The organism is Micromonospora sp. WMMD723, assembly GCF_049863385.1.
Taxonomy (GTDB): Bacteria; Actinomycetota; Actinomycetes; order Mycobacteriales; family Micromonosporaceae; genus Micromonospora; species Micromonospora wenchangensis.
In genome coordinates, this window is sequence record NZ_JBMKNR010000001.1 from 2,295,973 (window position 1) to 2,311,691 (window position 15,719).

16 protein-coding genes and 1 pseudogene are annotated in these 15,719 nt (G+C 71.3%); 7 read left to right on the forward strand and 10 right to left on the reverse strand.

Features of this window, described 5'->3' with window-relative positions; translation table 11 throughout:
* Positions 1-8: 8 nt before the first annotated feature.
* From ACN261_RS10415 to ACN261_RS10430, 4 genes are read right to left on the reverse strand one after another with little or no spacing between them, the layout of a single operon-like run.
* On the reverse strand, positions 9-656 hold the full coding sequence (locus tag ACN261_RS10415; RefSeq protein ID WP_421485012.1) for an isochorismatase family protein: 648 nt from the start codon (positions 654-656) through the stop codon (positions 9-11).
* Positions 657-676: 20 nt separating this feature from the next.
* The gene (locus tag ACN261_RS10420; RefSeq protein WP_421485013.1) at positions 677-1,450 is read right to left on the reverse strand and encodes a 2,3-dihydro-2,3-dihydroxybenzoate dehydrogenase; all 774 of its coding nucleotides are present in this window, start codon (positions 1,448-1,450) and stop codon (positions 677-679) included.
* On the reverse strand, positions 1,447-3,012 hold the full coding sequence (locus tag ACN261_RS10425; protein ID WP_425849720.1) for an AMP-binding protein: 1,566 nt from the start codon (positions 3,010-3,012) through the stop codon (positions 1,447-1,449). Before ACN261_RS10425 ends, ACN261_RS10420 begins: the two co-directional genes overlap by 4 nt.
* Positions 3,013-3,014: 2 nt before the next feature.
* Positions 3,015-3,566, reverse strand: a complete 552-nt coding sequence (locus ACN261_RS10430) for an SRPBCC family protein (protein ID WP_425849722.1) — start codon at positions 3,564-3,566, stop codon at positions 3,015-3,017.
* 950 nt (positions 3,567-4,516) lie between these two features.
* On the opposite strand from ACN261_RS10430, the gene ACN261_RS10435 reads away from it, so the two are divergent.
* The 7 genes from ACN261_RS10435 to ACN261_RS10465 all read left to right on the forward strand — a co-directional run bounded on the left by ACN261_RS10435 (position 4,517) and on the right by ACN261_RS10465 (position 10,987).
* The gene (locus tag ACN261_RS10435) at positions 4,517-4,963 is read left to right on the forward strand and encodes a cobalamin B12-binding domain-containing protein (RefSeq protein ID WP_421485016.1); all 447 of its coding nucleotides are present in this window, start codon (positions 4,517-4,519) and stop codon (positions 4,961-4,963) included.
* The gene (locus ACN261_RS10440; RefSeq protein WP_421485017.1) at positions 4,960-6,240 is read left to right on the forward strand and encodes a methylaspartate mutase; all 1,281 of its coding nucleotides are present in this window, start codon (positions 4,960-4,962) and stop codon (positions 6,238-6,240) included. The genes ACN261_RS10435 and ACN261_RS10440 overlap by 4 nt, the downstream gene beginning before the upstream one ends.
* Before the next feature lie 12 nt (positions 6,241-6,252).
* Positions 6,253-7,209, forward strand: coding sequence for an amino acid ABC transporter substrate-binding protein (locus tag ACN261_RS10445; protein ID WP_421485018.1), 957 nt, complete (start codon positions 6,253-6,255; stop codon positions 7,207-7,209).
* Between the two features lie 77 nt (positions 7,210-7,286).
* Positions 7,287-8,297 (forward strand): DMT family transporter, encoded by a 1,011-nt coding sequence (locus tag ACN261_RS10450; protein ID WP_421485019.1) that lies wholly within the window; start codon positions 7,287-7,289, stop codon positions 8,295-8,297.
* Position 8,298: 1 nt separating this feature from the next.
* The gene (locus tag ACN261_RS10455; RefSeq protein WP_425849727.1) at positions 8,299-9,369 is read left to right on the forward strand and encodes an aspartate-semialdehyde dehydrogenase; all 1,071 of its coding nucleotides are present in this window, start codon (positions 8,299-8,301) and stop codon (positions 9,367-9,369) included.
* A complete protein-coding gene (locus ACN261_RS10460; RefSeq protein ID WP_425849730.1) occupies positions 9,366-10,424 on the forward strand; it encodes an aspartate kinase in 1,059 nt (352 codons plus the stop codon). The genes ACN261_RS10455 and ACN261_RS10460 overlap by 4 nt, the downstream gene beginning before the upstream one ends.
* Positions 10,425-10,594: 170 nt before the next feature.
* Entirely contained in the window at positions 10,595-10,987 is a 393-nt protein-coding gene (locus ACN261_RS10465) for a Fur family transcriptional regulator (protein WP_211291356.1), read from the forward strand.
* Positions 10,988-11,054: 67 nt separating this feature from the next.
* On the opposite strand, the pseudogene ACN261_RS10470 reads toward ACN261_RS10465, so the two are convergent.
* From ACN261_RS10470 to ACN261_RS10495, 6 genes and pseudogenes are all read right to left on the reverse strand, one after another.
* Positions 11,055-11,300 (reverse strand): annotated as a pseudogene (locus ACN261_RS10470) (SCO5389 family protein); the annotation flags it as partial.
* A gap of 291 nt (positions 11,301-11,591) precedes the next feature.
* On the reverse strand, positions 11,592-11,990 hold the full coding sequence (locus ACN261_RS10475; RefSeq protein WP_363791305.1) for a peptidase inhibitor family I36 protein: 399 nt from the start codon (positions 11,988-11,990) through the stop codon (positions 11,592-11,594).
* 104 nt (positions 11,991-12,094) lie between these two features.
* On the reverse strand, positions 12,095-12,490 hold the full coding sequence (locus tag ACN261_RS10480; RefSeq protein ID WP_363649991.1) for a hypothetical protein: 396 nt from the start codon (positions 12,488-12,490) through the stop codon (positions 12,095-12,097).
* A gap of 40 nt (positions 12,491-12,530) precedes the next feature.
* Positions 12,531-13,736: an ABC transporter permease gene (locus ACN261_RS10485; RefSeq protein ID WP_421485022.1), complete on the reverse strand. Its 1,206-nt coding sequence runs from the start codon at positions 13,734-13,736 to the stop codon at positions 12,531-12,533.
* On the reverse strand, positions 13,733-14,398 hold the full coding sequence (locus ACN261_RS10490) for an ABC transporter ATP-binding protein (protein WP_363649995.1): 666 nt from the start codon (positions 14,396-14,398) through the stop codon (positions 13,733-13,735). Before ACN261_RS10490 ends, ACN261_RS10485 begins: the two co-directional genes overlap by 4 nt.
* Positions 14,395-15,624 (reverse strand): peptidoglycan-binding protein, encoded by a 1,230-nt coding sequence (locus ACN261_RS10495; RefSeq protein ID WP_363649997.1) that lies wholly within the window; start codon positions 15,622-15,624, stop codon positions 14,395-14,397. Before ACN261_RS10495 ends, ACN261_RS10490 begins: the two co-directional genes overlap by 4 nt.
* Positions 15,625-15,719: the final 95 nt, after the last annotated feature.

Below are 15,719 nucleotides of genomic sequence, written 5' to 3' on the forward strand. Positions count from 1 at the left end.
GCCCGTGCTCAGGCGTGGGCGGCGGTGGTGACGGACAGCGCGGCGAGCAGGGTGTCGGTGTCGGCGACCACGGCGCACCGGTTCGCCGCGTAGGTCAGGGCCATCCGGTGGTCGTCGGCGGTGAAGTCGGCCACCGCGTCGGCGGCGACGAACGTCTCGATGTCGTGCGAGAACGCGTCGCAGGCGGTGGCCAGAACGCCGACGTGCGCGTACACGCCGCAGACGACGAGCTGGTCACGGCCGGCGGCGCGGATGCGGTCCAGCAGGTCGGTGCGGTGGAACGCGCTGTAGCGCCACTTGGTGAACACCCAGTCCCCGACGGCGGGGGCCAGCGCCGGGTCGACCCGGCGCTGCTGCGGCTCGGCGGTCATCCCCGGCCCCCAGAAGTCGGCGAGCAGGCCCCGCTGCAGCGGGGTCATCGAGCCCGGCTGCGCGGTGTACGCCACCGGCACCCCCAGCTCGGCGCAGCGGGCCCGCAGCCGGGCCGCGTTGTGCCGTAGGGCCCGGCCCGGCTGCGCGTCGGGCGGGAACGGACGCAGGAAGTAGCCCTGCATGTCGTGGACGAGCAGCACCGCGCGGGCCGGGTCGGGCACCCAGCCGACGGTGTTGCCGGGCAGGTCGGGCAGGTCGTACCGGATGGTGTCCGGGATGCCCACGGTTGCCTCCTCGGTCGGGTTCAGACGCCGAGCGTGGCGCCGCCGTCGACGGTCAGGTGCTGCATGGTGATGTGCCGGGCGTCGTCGGAGATGAGGAACAGCACGGCGGCGGCGATGTCGGCCGGGTCGGCGATCCGGCCGAGCGGAATGCCCACCCGGTACGCCTCCGGCACCCCGCCGATGGTGGAGCGCCGGGCGGCGTCGTCGGGCAGCAGCGCGGCCAGCATCGGGGTGTCGGTGGAGCCGGGGGCCACCACGTTGCACCGGATGCCGTACCTGGCGAGTTCCAGCCCGAGCGCCTTGGTGAACGCGGTGGCCGCCGCCTTGGACGCCCCGTACGCCGACATGCCGGCGCGGGCGGTGCCGGCGGCGTTGGAGGCGACGGTGACGATGGTGCCGCGCCGTCGGGGCACCATCCGGTCGGCCACCGCCCGGCAGGTGTGGAACACCCCTGTCGCGTTGACCGCGAAGGTGTGCTGCCAGTCCTCCTCGGTCAGCGTGCGGGCCTCGCCCGAGCGCAGCACCCCGGCGGCGTTGACCAGCGCGTCGATCGGTCCGAGCGTCCCTTCGACGGTGTCCACCAGGTCGCGTACCGCCGCACCCGAGCGGACGTCGGCCGGGTACGCGGTCAGCGGCAGCCCGGCGGAACGGGCCTCGTCCACGGTGGCCCGCAGCCGGTCGGCGTCGCTGTCGACGGCGGCGACCGGGGTGCCGCGCCGGGCCAGCGCCCGTGCCACCTCGGCGCCGATCCCGCCGGCCGCGCCGGTGACCAGGGCCGTGCCGACGGTGCTCACCGACCGACACCTTCGGCGACGAGCGCCCGGGCCAGCTCCAGCCGCTTGATCTTGGTGGTGGCGGTGTGCGGCAGGTCGGCCAGCCGGCGGTGCACCGGGTCGGCCATCGGCGGCAATCCCCGGGCCGCCGCCTGCCAGGCGTCGAGGTCGAGGGGTTTGTCGTCGCGCGTGCACACCACCGGCACCGGCCGGCCCTCGGTGCCCACGATGATCACCTCGGTGAGGTCGCTCATCCGGGCCAGCAGGTGGTCCTCGGCGACCAGGGTGCTGCCGAAGCCGGGCACCACGTCGACCTCGCGGTCGAGCAGGTGCAGGCAGCCCCACCGGGTGCGGTAGCCGACGTCGCCCATCTTCCACCAGCCACCGTCGACCTGGGCCGCGTAGCGTTCCGGCTCGCCGAGGAAGGTGACCGCCCGTCCGTCGCTGCGGGCCTCGATCCGACCCGGCGACTCCCGGGTCGGGGGCCGGCCGTCGATCGACACCACCCGGATGTCGGTCATGCCGGGGAACGGCACGCCGACGCAGCGCCCGTCGTGCTCCGGCTCCCACCGCCTGCTGTACGTCCGACCGACCACCGGGCCGGTCTCGCTCTGGCCGTAGAGCTGGGCGAACTTGGGGTTGCGGTGCTCGGAGGCGGCGAGCATCCGGCGGATGGTGCGCGGGTGGATGGCGTCGAACGTGCTGCTGAAGTAGCGGACGCTGGCCAGCGGCCGGCGCGGGTCGTCGGCCAGTTCCTCCCAGCGCAGGAACGAGTTGGGGTGCGCCTCGATCACGCCGGGCCGGAACCGGGTGAGCAGTTCGGCGGCGCGGGCCGGGTCGTCGTCGGCGAGCACGATCAGCGGTACGCCGCGCGACAGCGCCAGCGTCATCGCGCTGATCGCCCGGGAGTGCACGAACGACACGTGCAGCAGCAGCGGTTCCCGGCGGCGGACCAGCGCGGCGATGGTGGCCTGCGGCCGGTACCGGGCCTGGAGCGACCGGCCGGTGTGCACCGCCATCTTGGGGATGCCGGTGGTGCCGGAGGTGTGGGTGACCAGCGACGGGTGGTCGGCGGGCATGGTCACCGGCGCGACCCGGGGTGCGCCGGCCAGCTCGGCCAGCGCGGTGCCCGCCGGGTGGCTGCCGGCGGCGAGCAGCACCCCGTCGGCCAGCTCCCCGACGCCCTCGGGCAGGCTGCCGGTCAGCTTCGTCCCGTCGGTGAGCAGGTACGCCGGGGCGGCCCGGCGCAGCAGCTCGGCGACGGTCGCACCGTCCAGCTTGGGGGAGAGCAGCACCGGTACCGCGCCGATGCGGGCGATGGCGACGGCGAGCAGCGGGATGTCGAACCCGTCCGACTTGTAGACGACCACCCGGTCGCCGGGGCGGATGCGTGCCGCCCACAGCCGGGAGGCGAGGTCGTCGACGAGGTCCGCGAGTTCGGCCATCGCGATCCGGCGGCCGAGTTCCGGGGCGACGTCCAGGTCGTGGTCGAGGATGAGCAGGTTGGCGGGGTGCCGGGCGAGTGCCCGGTCGAACACCGTGCCGAGTCGGATTCCCTGGTTGGCGACGCGTTGCAGCAGCATGGCTACCGTCCTCCGGAGGGCTGTTCGAGGTAGGTCTTCAGCCGCGCGAGGGTCAGCTCGATGTCGCCGCGCAGCTTCTCGGTCCACTGGGTGAAGAACCGCTCGGTGGCCTCGGCGTCGAGGTCGGCGGTGATGCCCCGGATGCCCTCGGTCGCCTCGCCCATCCGGAACCGGTGGACGAGCAGGCTGCCGCCCGGGGTGGCGCCGATCTCGTACGACCAGACGCTCTCCTGTCGTTCACCGGCGCTGTTGCGCATCGCCCAGGCGAACACCCGACCGGGTTCGGCGCGTACCACCTCGGCGGTGGTCTGCCACTCGCCCCGGACCACCGGTGCCCAGGGCACCACGTCGTCGCTGCGCACGTTGTCGCCCCGGAACACCGCACCGACCGTGCCGGGAGTGCCGGAGATCCATTTCCCGCCCCGGCACTCCGGGCTCCACCGACCGCTGCCCGCCAGGTCGCTGACCACTTCGTAGATGTGCTGACCGGTGGCGTTCACCTCGATTTCGCCGTGTACCGCGAACAATTCGCGTTGGCCTTTCGCACTCGCCACGGAAACCTCCTTCCGAGGGCGTGCCGGGTCACCGCGCATTGGCGGCGACGGCACGGGGGACGGTCGACGACGACCGGATGTTCGTCGGCTACGCGCGGTGCGGGGAACCCCCGTGACGCGGCGGCGCCGGTGACTATGAGTGCCGCAATGATCACTGTCGATCAGGCGTGCGGGTAGACCATAGGTCGGTTGCGGGGGCCGTGCAATGCATCTCTTCGCCCCGGGTCGGCTCGTCACCGAGTGTCGAAGCCCATCGCGCCTTATCTATTCCCTGGCCACCGGCAGGGCCTCGTCCGTGACCCGCAGTCATCAATTGACCTGTTCAAGTGTCCCGCGATTCGGGAACGATGATCTGCGGAGGCGGTTTCCCGGTTCGTTCGGGTGTCTCCGGTCGAACCGAACACGTGTCGGATCGGCGATCCGGCCCACCCGGGTGAGCGGCGGGGGAGCGGTCGGTGGCGGGAATGATCTGGGTCACTCCGCAGCGGCGGTCGTCGGGTGCGACGGGGGTGTGCGGTCGACTACGTCTCAGGATGCGGAACGCGGGGACAGATTACCTCGGTCACCCTGCGCCACTTCGAGTGGCGGCCGGCCCGGCGGGCGGTGCTGGTGGGAAGCGGCCCGCAGGCGGTGCGGGTGGGCCGCACGCGGGGTGTCGGTGGTGATTTGGCTACCGTGCGTATCCACCGACGACGACCCGCCGGAAGTCAACCGGGACATTGCTTGTCAGGGTTCTGGTCGCGTCCTAGACTCGGCGACCGACAGATGTGTGAGACACCCACTTACGGGGAGTTGCGGTGTTCAATGCAATGGCGGGCCTGCGCTAGCCAGATCATCTTTCTCTGACCATGGAACGGCTTTTGCCGAGCTTCCGCCCGGAGGCTGCGGCGGACCAGTCGTGCCCATTTTCCGTGACGATTTTCCGCTAGCGAAGTGTCCTGGAGTTCGGCATGCGCCTCTCAACGGCCAACGCACCGGTCGCTGTCCTGTCCACCATTCCCTCCGACTCGCACACCTGGAACCTGGTCTACCTCCACCTGCTGCTGGAGGAGCACGGCTTCCGGGTGGTCAACCTCGGCGCCTGCACGCCGATCGACGAACTCGTCGCCGCCCACCTGCGGCACACGCCCGACCTGGTCGTGGTCAGCACCGTCAACGGGCACGGCGCGGTCGAGGGCGAGCAACTGGTCCGCCGGCTGCGCCGGCACGACCACACCACCCCCGTCGTGATCGGCGGCAACCTCGGCGTGGCCGGGTCCGCCGACGAACGGCACGTGCCCGCCCTGCTCGACGCCGGCTACACCGGCGTCTTCGTCGGCGACCGGGCCGTCGACGACTTCCGCGCCCACCTGCACACCCTGCACGCCCACCCGCACCTGGCCGCGAGCCCGGTGTGACCCGGGGACGGTTCGCGTCGTACGTGGCCGACAACCAGGCCGCCGGTCGGTTGGTGGTGCAGCCCCGGATGGGCTTCGCCACCACCGAACAGATGCGCGGCGGCCTGCTCGCCGTCCGCGCCGCCCGGGCCACCACCGCCGGCACCCTCACCCTGGACAGCTTCACCCGGGTCGGCGACCACGCCAGCGCCGCCCGTGCCCTGGTGCACGGCCACGACCTCAACGGCTATCCGCTGGTCGCGCACGGGGCGGTGATGACCCGGGCGATGCTGGAGGACATCGCCGCCGACGACTTCCCGGTCCAGGTACGACACGGTTCGGCACTGCCGCTGGGCATCTTCCACGCCCTGCTCGACGCCGGCCTCGACGCCACCGAGGGCGGGCCCGTCTCGTACTGCCTGCCCTACAGCCGGGTGCCGTTGCGGGCGGCGATCGACGAGTGGGCGGCCTGCTGCGAACTGCTCGCCACCGTGGGCGACGGGCGGGGCGCCCACCTGGAGAGCTTCGCCGGCTGCATGCTCGGCCAGCTCTGCCCGCCGTCCCTGCTCGTCGCGCTGGGCATCCTGGAGGGCCTGTTCTTCCGCCGGCACGGGGTGCGCAGCCTGTCGCTCAGCTTCGCCCAGCAGACCAACCCCGGGCAGGACCTGGACGCGCTGCTGGCCCTGCGGCACCTGGCCGCCGAGTTCCTGCCGGACTGCGACGTGCACCTGGTGGTCTACACGTTCATGGGGCTGTTCCCCCGCACGCCGGCCGGTGCCGCCGCGATCCTGGCGGAGAGCGTCCGGCTCGCCGTGGCCGGTGGGGCCGCCCGGCTGATCGTCAAGACCTCGGCCGAGGCGTTCCGCATCCCCACCGTGGCGGAGAACGTCGCCGCCCTGGAGTTCGCCGCCACCCAGGCGGCCCGCTGCGCCGCACCGACCCGGCAGTCCTTCGACCCGGCCGCCTCCCCCGCGTACGCGGAGGCGCGGCTGCTCGTCGAGGCCGTGCTCGACCTGCACCCCGAGCCCGGTGCCGCCCTCGCCGCGGCGTTCGGCACCGGCCTGCTCGACGTGCCGTTCTGCCTGCACCCGGAGAACGCGAACCAGGCCCGCAGCCGGGTCGAACCCGACGGGACGCTGCACTGGACCCGCACCGGGCGGATGCCGCTGCGGCCCGCCACCGGCCACGCCGCCGACCTCGGCTCGGCCGAACTGATCGACATGCTCGCCTTCAACCAGCGCCGCTTCGACACCCCGACCACCGAGCCGACCACGCCGGCCCTGAGCCCGGCCCGTTGACAGGGAGACCCGATGACCTCGGTCCTGACCAGCACGACCGCCCGCCTCGACCGGGTCCGCCGCCACGGCGCGGTGCGCGCCGGGGTGAGCACCGGCATCCGTGGCCTGTCCGCCCCCGACACCGACGGCCGGTGGCAGGGCCTGGACGTGGACACGGCCCGTGCGGTGGCCGCCGCCGTGCTCGGTGACGCCAACGCGGTCGAGTTCGTGCCGCTGACCCCGGACCAGCGGATGCCCGCCCTGGCCGGCGACGACATCGACCTGCTCACCTGCAACGCCACCTGGACGGTGAGCCGGGAGGCCGGCTTCGGGGCCACCTTCGTCGCCACCACCTGCTATGACGGCGGGGCGTTCCTGGTGCCCCGGGCGGCCGGTGTCACCGCCGCCGCGCAGCTCGCCGGACGCCGGATCGGGGTGCTCGGCGGCACCAGCAGCGCCGCCAGCCTCGCCCGCTACTACGCGCCGCTGAACGCCGAGGTCGAGGTGGTGCCGTACCCGGACGCGGCGGACGCGCTCGTCGGCTACCGCGACGGCGCGGTCGACGCGTACGTCTGCGACGGGGTGGTGCTGGCGGCCGAGAAGACCCGGCTGCCGGACCCCGACGCCCACGTCGTCCTGCCCGAGCTGATCTCCCGCGAGCCGATGGGCCCGGCGGTCGCCGACGGTGACTCGCACTGGCTCAAGACGGTCCGCTGGATCATCTTCGCGCTGATCGCCGCCGAGGAGGAGGGTCTGACCTCGGCCACCGTCGGCCAGGGCGCGGCGTCGGCGCTGCTGGACGCGCAGGCCCACCTCGGCGACACGCTCGGCCTGCCGCGGACCTGGATCGGCGACGCCGTCGGTCAGGTCGGCAACTACGGCGAGGTGTACGACCGCAGCTTCGGCGCGGCCAGCGGCCTCGACGTGCCCCGCGGCCTCAACGACCTGTGGACGCGCGGCGGCCTGATGTACGCCCCGCCGTTCGCCTGAGCACGGCCGCAGCCGAGGGGGCGGCGACCGCAACCGGAAGGGACACCATGGAGAACCACCGCAGCAGCAGGACACCGATGGTCCAGATCATCGTCGCGATGGCGGGCTGGGGCACGATCGGGGTGTTCGTCCTCGAATCCGGGCAGCCGGCGTTCAACGTGGTCTTCGCCAGGTGCGTCCTGGGCGCGGTCGCCCTCGCCGTGGCCTGCCTGGTCGGCGGCTACTTCCGCAACACCGGGCTGACCCGGCGCAACCTGCTGCTCGCCGCCGGTGGCGGGGTCTGCCTGGTGTTCAACTGGGTGTTCCTGTTCTCCTCGTTCGAGCAGACGTCGATCACCATCACCACCGTCGTCTACCACACCCAGCCGTTCTACGTGCTGTTCCTCGGCGCGCTGCTGTTCAAGGAACGGCTCACCCGGGCCAACGTCGGCTGGGTGGTGCTGGCCTTCGTCGGGCTGGTGCTGACCACCGAACTGTGGACGGCACTGCGCGGCGAAGGGCTGGACTCCCGGCAGCTCCTGGGCATCCTCAACGCGCTTGCCGCCGCCGTCCTCTACGCCCTGGCCACCATCGCCGCGAAGCAGCTCAAGGGGGTACGGCCACAGATCACCGCACTGATCCAGGTGTTGATCGGCATTCCGCTGCTGCTGCCGTTCGTCCGTTTCGCGGCGCTGCCGGCACCGGGCGCGAGCAGCTGGATCTGGCTGGCGGTGCTCGGGGTGTTCCACACCGGCGTGCTCTACCACCTGCTCTACTCCGCCGTCCCGCACCTGCCCAGCTCCACCATCGCGGTGGTGGCGTTCGTGAACCCGGCGGTGGCGATCGTCTGCGACGTCGTCGTCTACGCCCACCGGCCCACCCTCGCCGAGATCGTCGGCATCGTGCTGATCGTGCTGTCCAGCCTCGGGGTGACGTTGCGCTGGCAGCCGCTGGCCGCCCGCCGCCCGGACCCCGCGCCCGGCGGCACCCCGACCGGGCCCGCGGTGCCCGAGCCGGCCGAGGTGCCGGTGGCGACCGGGGCACCCACTCCTCTGGTGACCGTCGACGAGGCCGGGTCACCCCACTCCGTCCTTCGAAAGCAGGGCTGACGTGACATCCTCCACCGACACCCCCGCTCTCCCCGAGACCGCCCCGCGGGCCGCCACCGGCGCCGCGTTGCCGATCGCCGTCGTCGGGGCCACCGGCGCGGTGGGTCGTACCCTGATCGACCTGCTCGTCCAGCGGGGTTTCCCGGTCGGCGAGTGCGTGCCGGTGGCGTCGGCGCGCTCCGCCGGGCAGCGCATCGACGTGCCGGGCGGCACCGCCACCGTCCACGACCTCGACCGGTACGACTTCTCCGCCGTACGGCTGGCGTTCTTCTCCGCCGGCACCGGGGTCAGCGAACGGCACGCCCGTCGCGCCGCCGCCCAGGGCGCCCTGGTCATCGACAACACCAACGCGTTCCGGATGGCGGCGGACGTGCCGCTGGTGGTCCCGCAGGTCAACCCGGACGTGCTGCACCGGCGGCCGGACAGCGGCATCATCGCCAACCCGAACTGCTCCACCATTCCCCTGGTGCGCCTGCTCGCCCCGCTACGCCAGCGCTACGGCCTGCGCCGGGTCACCGTCAGCACCTACCAGGCGGCCTCCGGCCGGGGTAACCGGGGAATGGCGGAACTGCGCGCCCAGGCCGCTGCCGCGACCGACGACCCGACCCGCACGGGCCCGGTCGAGGCGTTCGGGGTGCCGCTGGCGTACAACGTGATTCCGCTGATCGACACCCTGCTCGCCGACGGCTTCACGCTGGAGGAGCAGAAGATGCGGCAGGAGAGCCGCAAGATCCTCCGCGACCCGACGCTGGACGTTACTGCCACCTGCGTCCGGGTGCCGGTGCTCAACGGGCACAGCGAGACCGTGGTGGTGGACTGCGACGCGCCGGTCGACGCCGGTGAGCTGGCCGCGCTGCTGGCCGGTGAGCCGGAGGTCCGGGTGTGGACGGACCGGCCGCCGACCCCGCGCACCCTCGACGACGCCGACCTGGTGCACGTCGGGCGGATCCGGGTCGACCCGGAGCACCCGAACCGGGTGGCGTTCTGGCTGGTGGCGGACAACCTGCGGATCGGTGCCGCGCTGAACGCGGTGCAGATCGCCGAGGTGCTGGTGGCGAGGGGGGTCCGGTGAGCCGGGTACGGGTGGTCAAGTTCGGCGGCTCCAGCTTCGCCGGTCCGGAGCACTTCCACACCGTCGCCGCCCACCTCGCCGGACGGGTCCGCGACGGCGAGAAACTGGTGGTCGTCACCAGCGGGATGCCCGGGGCCACCGAGGAACTGCGTCGCCTCGCCACCGAGTTGCATCCCGAGGTCAGCAGCCCGGCCCTGCTCGGCCTGCTGCCGTTGGCCGACACGGTCGGTGCGGCCCTGCTGCGGATCGCGCTGGAACGCGCCGGTCTGCGCGCCGAACTGCTGCCGCCGCACCACATCGGGCTGGCCAGCAGTCCGGCGGGTGGGCAGGCCGCCGCGCTCACCGGTGTCGACCCGGTCTACCTGCACGGGCACCTGGCCACCGCCGACGCGCTGGTGCTGCCCGGCGGTCAGGCGGCCGACGCCCACCAACGGCCCACCTGGCTGGGCAAGAACAGCTCCGACCTGTCCGCGGTCGCGGTCGCCGCCGCACTGCGGCTGCCGGGCTGCGACATCCACTCCGACGTGGAGGGCGTGTACGACGCCGACCCCCGGCAGGTCCCGGCGGCGCGACTGCTGCCGACCCTGGCGTACGCCGACGTGGTGACCATGGCGCGGGCCGGCGCGAAGGTGCTGCACTCCGGGGCCGTCGAGTTGGCCGCCCGGCACGGTGTGACGGTCACCTGCCGGCTGAACACCGGTGACTTCCACGTCGGTTCGGTGATCGGCCCGACCGGTGACCCGGCGTACGCGGTGGTGGCCGACGCCCGTTCCGTGGTGCTCACCGGCGACGACCCGGACGCCGTCGAGGCGGTGCTCGCCGCCGAGGGCCTGGCCACCCTCCGGGTGGCCGGCGCGGTGGTGGCGACCGGCTCGTTCGCGGACGTGCCGGCCCTGCTCGCGGCGCGGGGCAGGACCTGCACCGTGACCGGGCAGAAGCTGCTCACCGTGCTCCGCGCCGGGGTGCCCGAGTACGAGCTGGTGCCGGCCACCGAGCTGGCGGTGGTCGCCCGGTCGCGGCACGCGGCCCTCACCACGGTCGCGGCCGTGGCCTGACCCGCCCCCGGCGGTCGTCGTCCCCGGGCCCGCCTCGGGCCGTGGGGTGCCCGTATCCGCAGCGCATAATGGGTACGGCCTCCGCGTGGACCGGCGGGGGCGGGAAGCAGCGACGGCCGCCGGGCGGGGCCGGGGCGACGAGCGGAGACGGCGGTACGGTGACCCAGGCGATGCCGAACGTGACCCGGAACACGCGTCAGCGCGGCGAGGTGCTGGCGCTGCTGCGCGAGGTCGACGGTTTCCACACCGCGCAGCAGCTGCACCAGATGCTGGTGGCCCGCAAGGCCCGGGTCGGGTTGACCACGGTCTACCGCACCCTGCAGCTGCTCGTCGACGCCCAGGAGATCGACTCCACCCGGTTGCCCGGCGGGGAGCAGCTGTTCCGCCGGTGCAGCCAGAGCCGGCACCACCACCACCTGGTCTGCCGCCGGTGCGGCAGCACGGTCGAGGTGGCCGGGCCGGCGGTCGAGCGGTGGGCCGACCAGGTCGCCGCCCAGCACGGTTTCACCGAGGTCGGGCACACCTTCGAGATCTTCGGCACCTGCGCGGAGTGCGCCCGCTGACGACCCGCGCCACCGGGTGCGCCGGACCGGGACGGTTCTTTCCGGTCCGGCACACCCGGGCGGCGGGTCAGCAGTTGCGCAGCTCGGGTGACTGGTTCAGGAGCTGCCCCCGGGTGGAGACGAACCGGCGGTAGGGCTCCGAGTCGACCGCCGCCGGGCGGAACGCGGCGACCCGGTGGCAGTTCTGGAACGCCAGCTTCACCCCGAAGTGGCGTTCCAGGCTGGCCCGGATGGCGTCGCTGGCCATCGCGCGCAGCAACTGCCCCCGCTCCGCGTCACCGGGCGGCGGTACGACGTTGTCCGCCCGGCCGGCCCGAGCGTGACGCACGCCCACGATGGGCATCGGGCCGTGGCCCCCCACTCCGGCCCGAACGCTCTTCAGCGTCGCTCCACGGCGCGTGCGGTGGGCGGCGCGACGGGATGCGGCGCGTCGTGTCGGGCCGGAGGGCCAGCCGGTCACGCCGAGTGACAGTCACCCGGCTTCATATCGGACCTGGCGGGCGGACGCCCTGGGTGAGGCTGTTCTCGCCAGGGCGTCCTTCGCTCGGGAGGATGGAGGATCACGCCAAGTCGCGCTGGTCTCGTAGGAGCAGGGTACTGGTGGCTAGCCCCACCAGTTGGCGCTCGCCTTGTTGTTCATTCCGTAGTCGCCCAGGTTTCCGATCCGAATTCCTGGACCGAAGCTGACCTTGCTTCCGCGGTTGAACGAGTGCTCCCACAGCGTGGCCACCGCCCAGCTGTACTTGTTCTCGGCGGAGCTCGCGGCGTCGTTGATGGATCGCGACGTTCCCCACCAACGCTCGTTCGTGAAGTTCGAGACGCTGCCACTGTCGTCCCAGCGACCACCGCTCCACGACGTGTCTTCGTAAAGGCACACGTCACCTGAACCGCAGACCCCGTCGTTAGCTGTAGCCGCACTTGCCCCGGTCAACACCATGATCGCTGCCGTGGTGGCGACAACGACGGGCGCTGAAACGGTTCTTCCAAACCGCCAAATTTTCACGACGACTCCCTTGTCTTGATTTTATTGGCGGTTCCAGCCTATGGAAAGCAAGAGGGTGCGGCAAGGATCTGATTAATTCTTACGGTTCTCTGCAAGTGGATCGACTAGGGTGAAGAGGTCCCGGATCCGTTGGCCATGATGGTGATGTTTGTCGTCTCTCCCTCGCGGGGAAGGACGAGATTGGCCTCTTTCCGGCCACCTTCAATCAGCGGGGACACGGCAATCACCCGCGCCTCGCCCACGGCACCTCCTGTCGCCAGCACCAACTTTCCCGCGTCGTCGGATTTTCCGGAGGCGATGGTCTGCCCGTCGGCATCCACCAGCGAGATCTCGGCTTCAGAAAGCCCCAACGCAAGGCAGCTCGCCTTCTGCGTGTTGCAGGAGTTGAGGCGGATTTCCACATCGACCTCGGTGCGGGCGGGACCTCCGCAGGCGGCCAGGGCCAAGGCTGACAAAACGACGCAGGCTGCTGACCGTACTTGCGGGTGACCAATCTTCACAGCGCCCTCCTGATCGGTAGATGTCACTTCTTACGCTACCTCATCGCCGCATTGCGTCGGCTGGTTCGATACGCGCCGCACGACGTGCTGGGTAGAGCCCTGCCGATAGCCCGATTGCCAAGCCGAGGCAGGGTGCCAGGGCGACCGTCCAAGGTTCGATCACCGCGGTCCACCTCCGCGCGATGGCGATGGCCAAGACGAGGGAGACGCCGAGGGCGGTGCCGATGAGCCCGCCGGTCGCGCCGAGCACGGCGGATTCGGCTATGAACTGGACACCTATGTGCCACGGCCGCGCGCCCAGCGTCCGCCGCAGCCCAATCTCCTCGACCCGTTCCAGGACTGACACGAGCATCGTGTTGGCGATACCGACCGCGCCAATGACGAGACATACGACTGCCAACACGATGATCATATCGTCGAGATCGCCGGTGACCTTCGCGCGTAGCGACTGAGGGTCGCCGGCCGCTACCACCTTGAACATTTCCGGAGCTTCCGGCCGCAAAGCCAACGCTATCTGGGATGCGACGAGGGAAATTGCCCCGGCCCTCGTCTCCACCAGCATTCGGGCACGAGGTTCCTCGGGCGTGCCGAACGCGACCACGGCCGAGTTCGGGGGGATGATGACGCTGAGGAGCAGTTCGGGCAACCTCTCTACCGAGTCGACAACCGCCATCACTGAGAACGGCATGTCATTGATGAAGACCGTGGGCTGGTAGGCGAGGGTCGAGATCCCGAGCCTGTCGGCCGCCGCAGCACCCAGGATGGCCACCCGTTCCGCACGTTCTTCGTGAAAGGTGTCGAAGATCCGACCCGACCGGAGTTTGATCTCCGCTGCGGCCAGCGCGCCACTGTCCGCAGCCATCACGCCCACATTCGTGTCGTTGCGGACTCCGGGCGCTGCCGCAAGGTGATACCGCTCGTTCGGTACCGGCCACCACACTCCCGCAGCCGTCACGCCGTTCAGGCGGGCAATTTTCTCCGGTGCGTCCGGGAGAAAGGACGGCGGAGAGGAGATCTCCCCGGCTCTGCCGATATCCTCGACCGTGATGGTCGTCGCGGCGAGTTCGCTGAAGTGGTCATCAATCTGCGCCCCGGCCGTAGCGGCGAGGCCGAGGACCGAGACGAGCGAGGTGATGCCGAGCACCGCGCCGAGTGCCGTCAGGACCGATCGACCGGGCCTCTGCAGCAGGCCGGCCAAGGCCTCGGACATCAGGTCGAGAAAGCGGACACTGGTGCGGCGATTCACGTGACCACCCCGTCCATGACGGAGATGGAGCGCGGTGACCGATCCGCCACCGCCATGTCATGAGTGACGACGATCAGCGCCAGACCGTCACCGTGAAGTTCGTCGAAGAGATCGAGGACGTCAGCCGCGCTCCGGCTATCGAGGTTTCCGGTGGGTTCGTCGCAGAGCAGCACCTGCGGCCGTCCGACGATGGCCCGCGCCACAGCGACCCGCTGCCGCTCCCCTCCGGAGAGATTGTTGGCCATCGCCTGTGCTCGACGGGCCAGTCCGACACGCTTCAGCGCCTCCGTGGCCGCTGCCCGGCGCGTCTCACCCGCTACGCCCCGGTAGAGCAGGCCGAGTTCCACGTTCTCCAACGCCGAGCGCCGGGGCAGCAGATGGAACGCCTGGAGGACGAACCCGATCTCGAAAGCGCGCAGCGCGCATCGCTTCCCTTCCGACAGCGAGCCCACATCCCTGCCCCGGAACTCGTAGCGCCCGGCTGTAGGCCGGTCCAGCAGCCCGATGACGTTCAGCAGGGTCGACTTTCCGGAACCGGAGGCGCCTACCACGGAGACTCGTTCGCCGGCCGCGATGGATAGGTTCACGTCGTTGAGCGCTCGCACCGGCGGCGGACCGGGATAGGTGAGTCCGATCGCACTCAGGCGCATGAGGTCGTTCATGCGCCGGTACCCACCACGACGACGTCGCCCTCCCGCAGGCGTGCCTGGTGTAGTGGGGTGACCTCGACGAATCCACCCGCACTCGCCCCGGCGCGTACCTCGGTCCTGACGGGGACGCCGGCAGCCGGCTGGACGAGCACGGCGGATGTTCCGTCCGCACCGGCAAAGATCGCGGACGCCGGCACCACCAGGACCTTCCGCGCGCTTTTGGCGGAGGTCACCGTGACCCGCACGTCGAGATCGGCCCAACTTGACGGCAACCTGCGCAGCGACTGCAGGAGGACGACACAGTGTGGAGCCGCCCCACCCGTGCTGTCCACCACCGGCTCGCCAACCGCAGTGACCTTCGCGGCGGTCTCGTCACCGGTGATCTCCGACGCCACGATCGCCCCCATCCCGGGTTGCACCAGGGTGGCCTGGTCCGGGGGCAGCTTCGCCTCGATGCTGAGATTCCCGGCGCCGAGGGTGAGCAGGGGCTCCTCGATCTTGCGGCCGACTTCCGCTTTCGTGTCGATGACCCGGGCCGGGAACGCTGGGACGAAGACAGCCTCCGCCAACGGCAGCATCGGCCCCGTATGCGCAATCAGTTCCGTCTCTGCCGCCTTCGCGCGTTCGAGACGACGACGGGCGATGTCGACGGCGTCGTGACCTGCGGCGTCGCGAGCCGCGGTCCGTAGCTCGTGTTCCGCTGACTCGATGGCCGACCGAGCGGCGTCCAGGGCGGGACGATCGGCTGCTCCGCCGCGGCCTCCTGTGTCAGGAACGTCGTAACCTATCGAGCGGTACAGTCGTCGCACCGCTGACTTGGTCGATGCACCGAAGTACCCTGCCCGGTCGCCACCCCGGTAGTGGCCCAGTTCTTTCAGGGCATGCTGAAGCTGCGTGACGTCTTCACCACTGTCTCCCGGCTTGAGGTCACGGTAGCCGGGCGTGCGCCCCGGCAGCACCACCAAGGGCCGTCCCGAGACGGCGAGAAGGACCTGCCCCGCGCGCACGGTGGCACCGGTCCTCGCCCTGACCTGGGTCACCACCTGAGCGCCGACATCGGACACCACGGGCGTGACCTCTATTCGCCGCTCGGTGACCACGGTCCCCCGTACGACTACGGTGTCCGCCAGAACCTTGCGCTCGACGGGCGCGGTCAGCACGGTGGGAGTTGGCGGCGCGGCGGCCGCTCGCCGCTCCGCCGGCGACTTCACATAGGTCGAGCCCACCAGACCGGTCACGGACAGGACAGCTGCCCCGGCGGTCAGTGCCAACCACCGTCGTCTTGTCGCCAGGCCAGCCTTCGCGGACCCGCACCGGCAAACGCCGTTGTGTG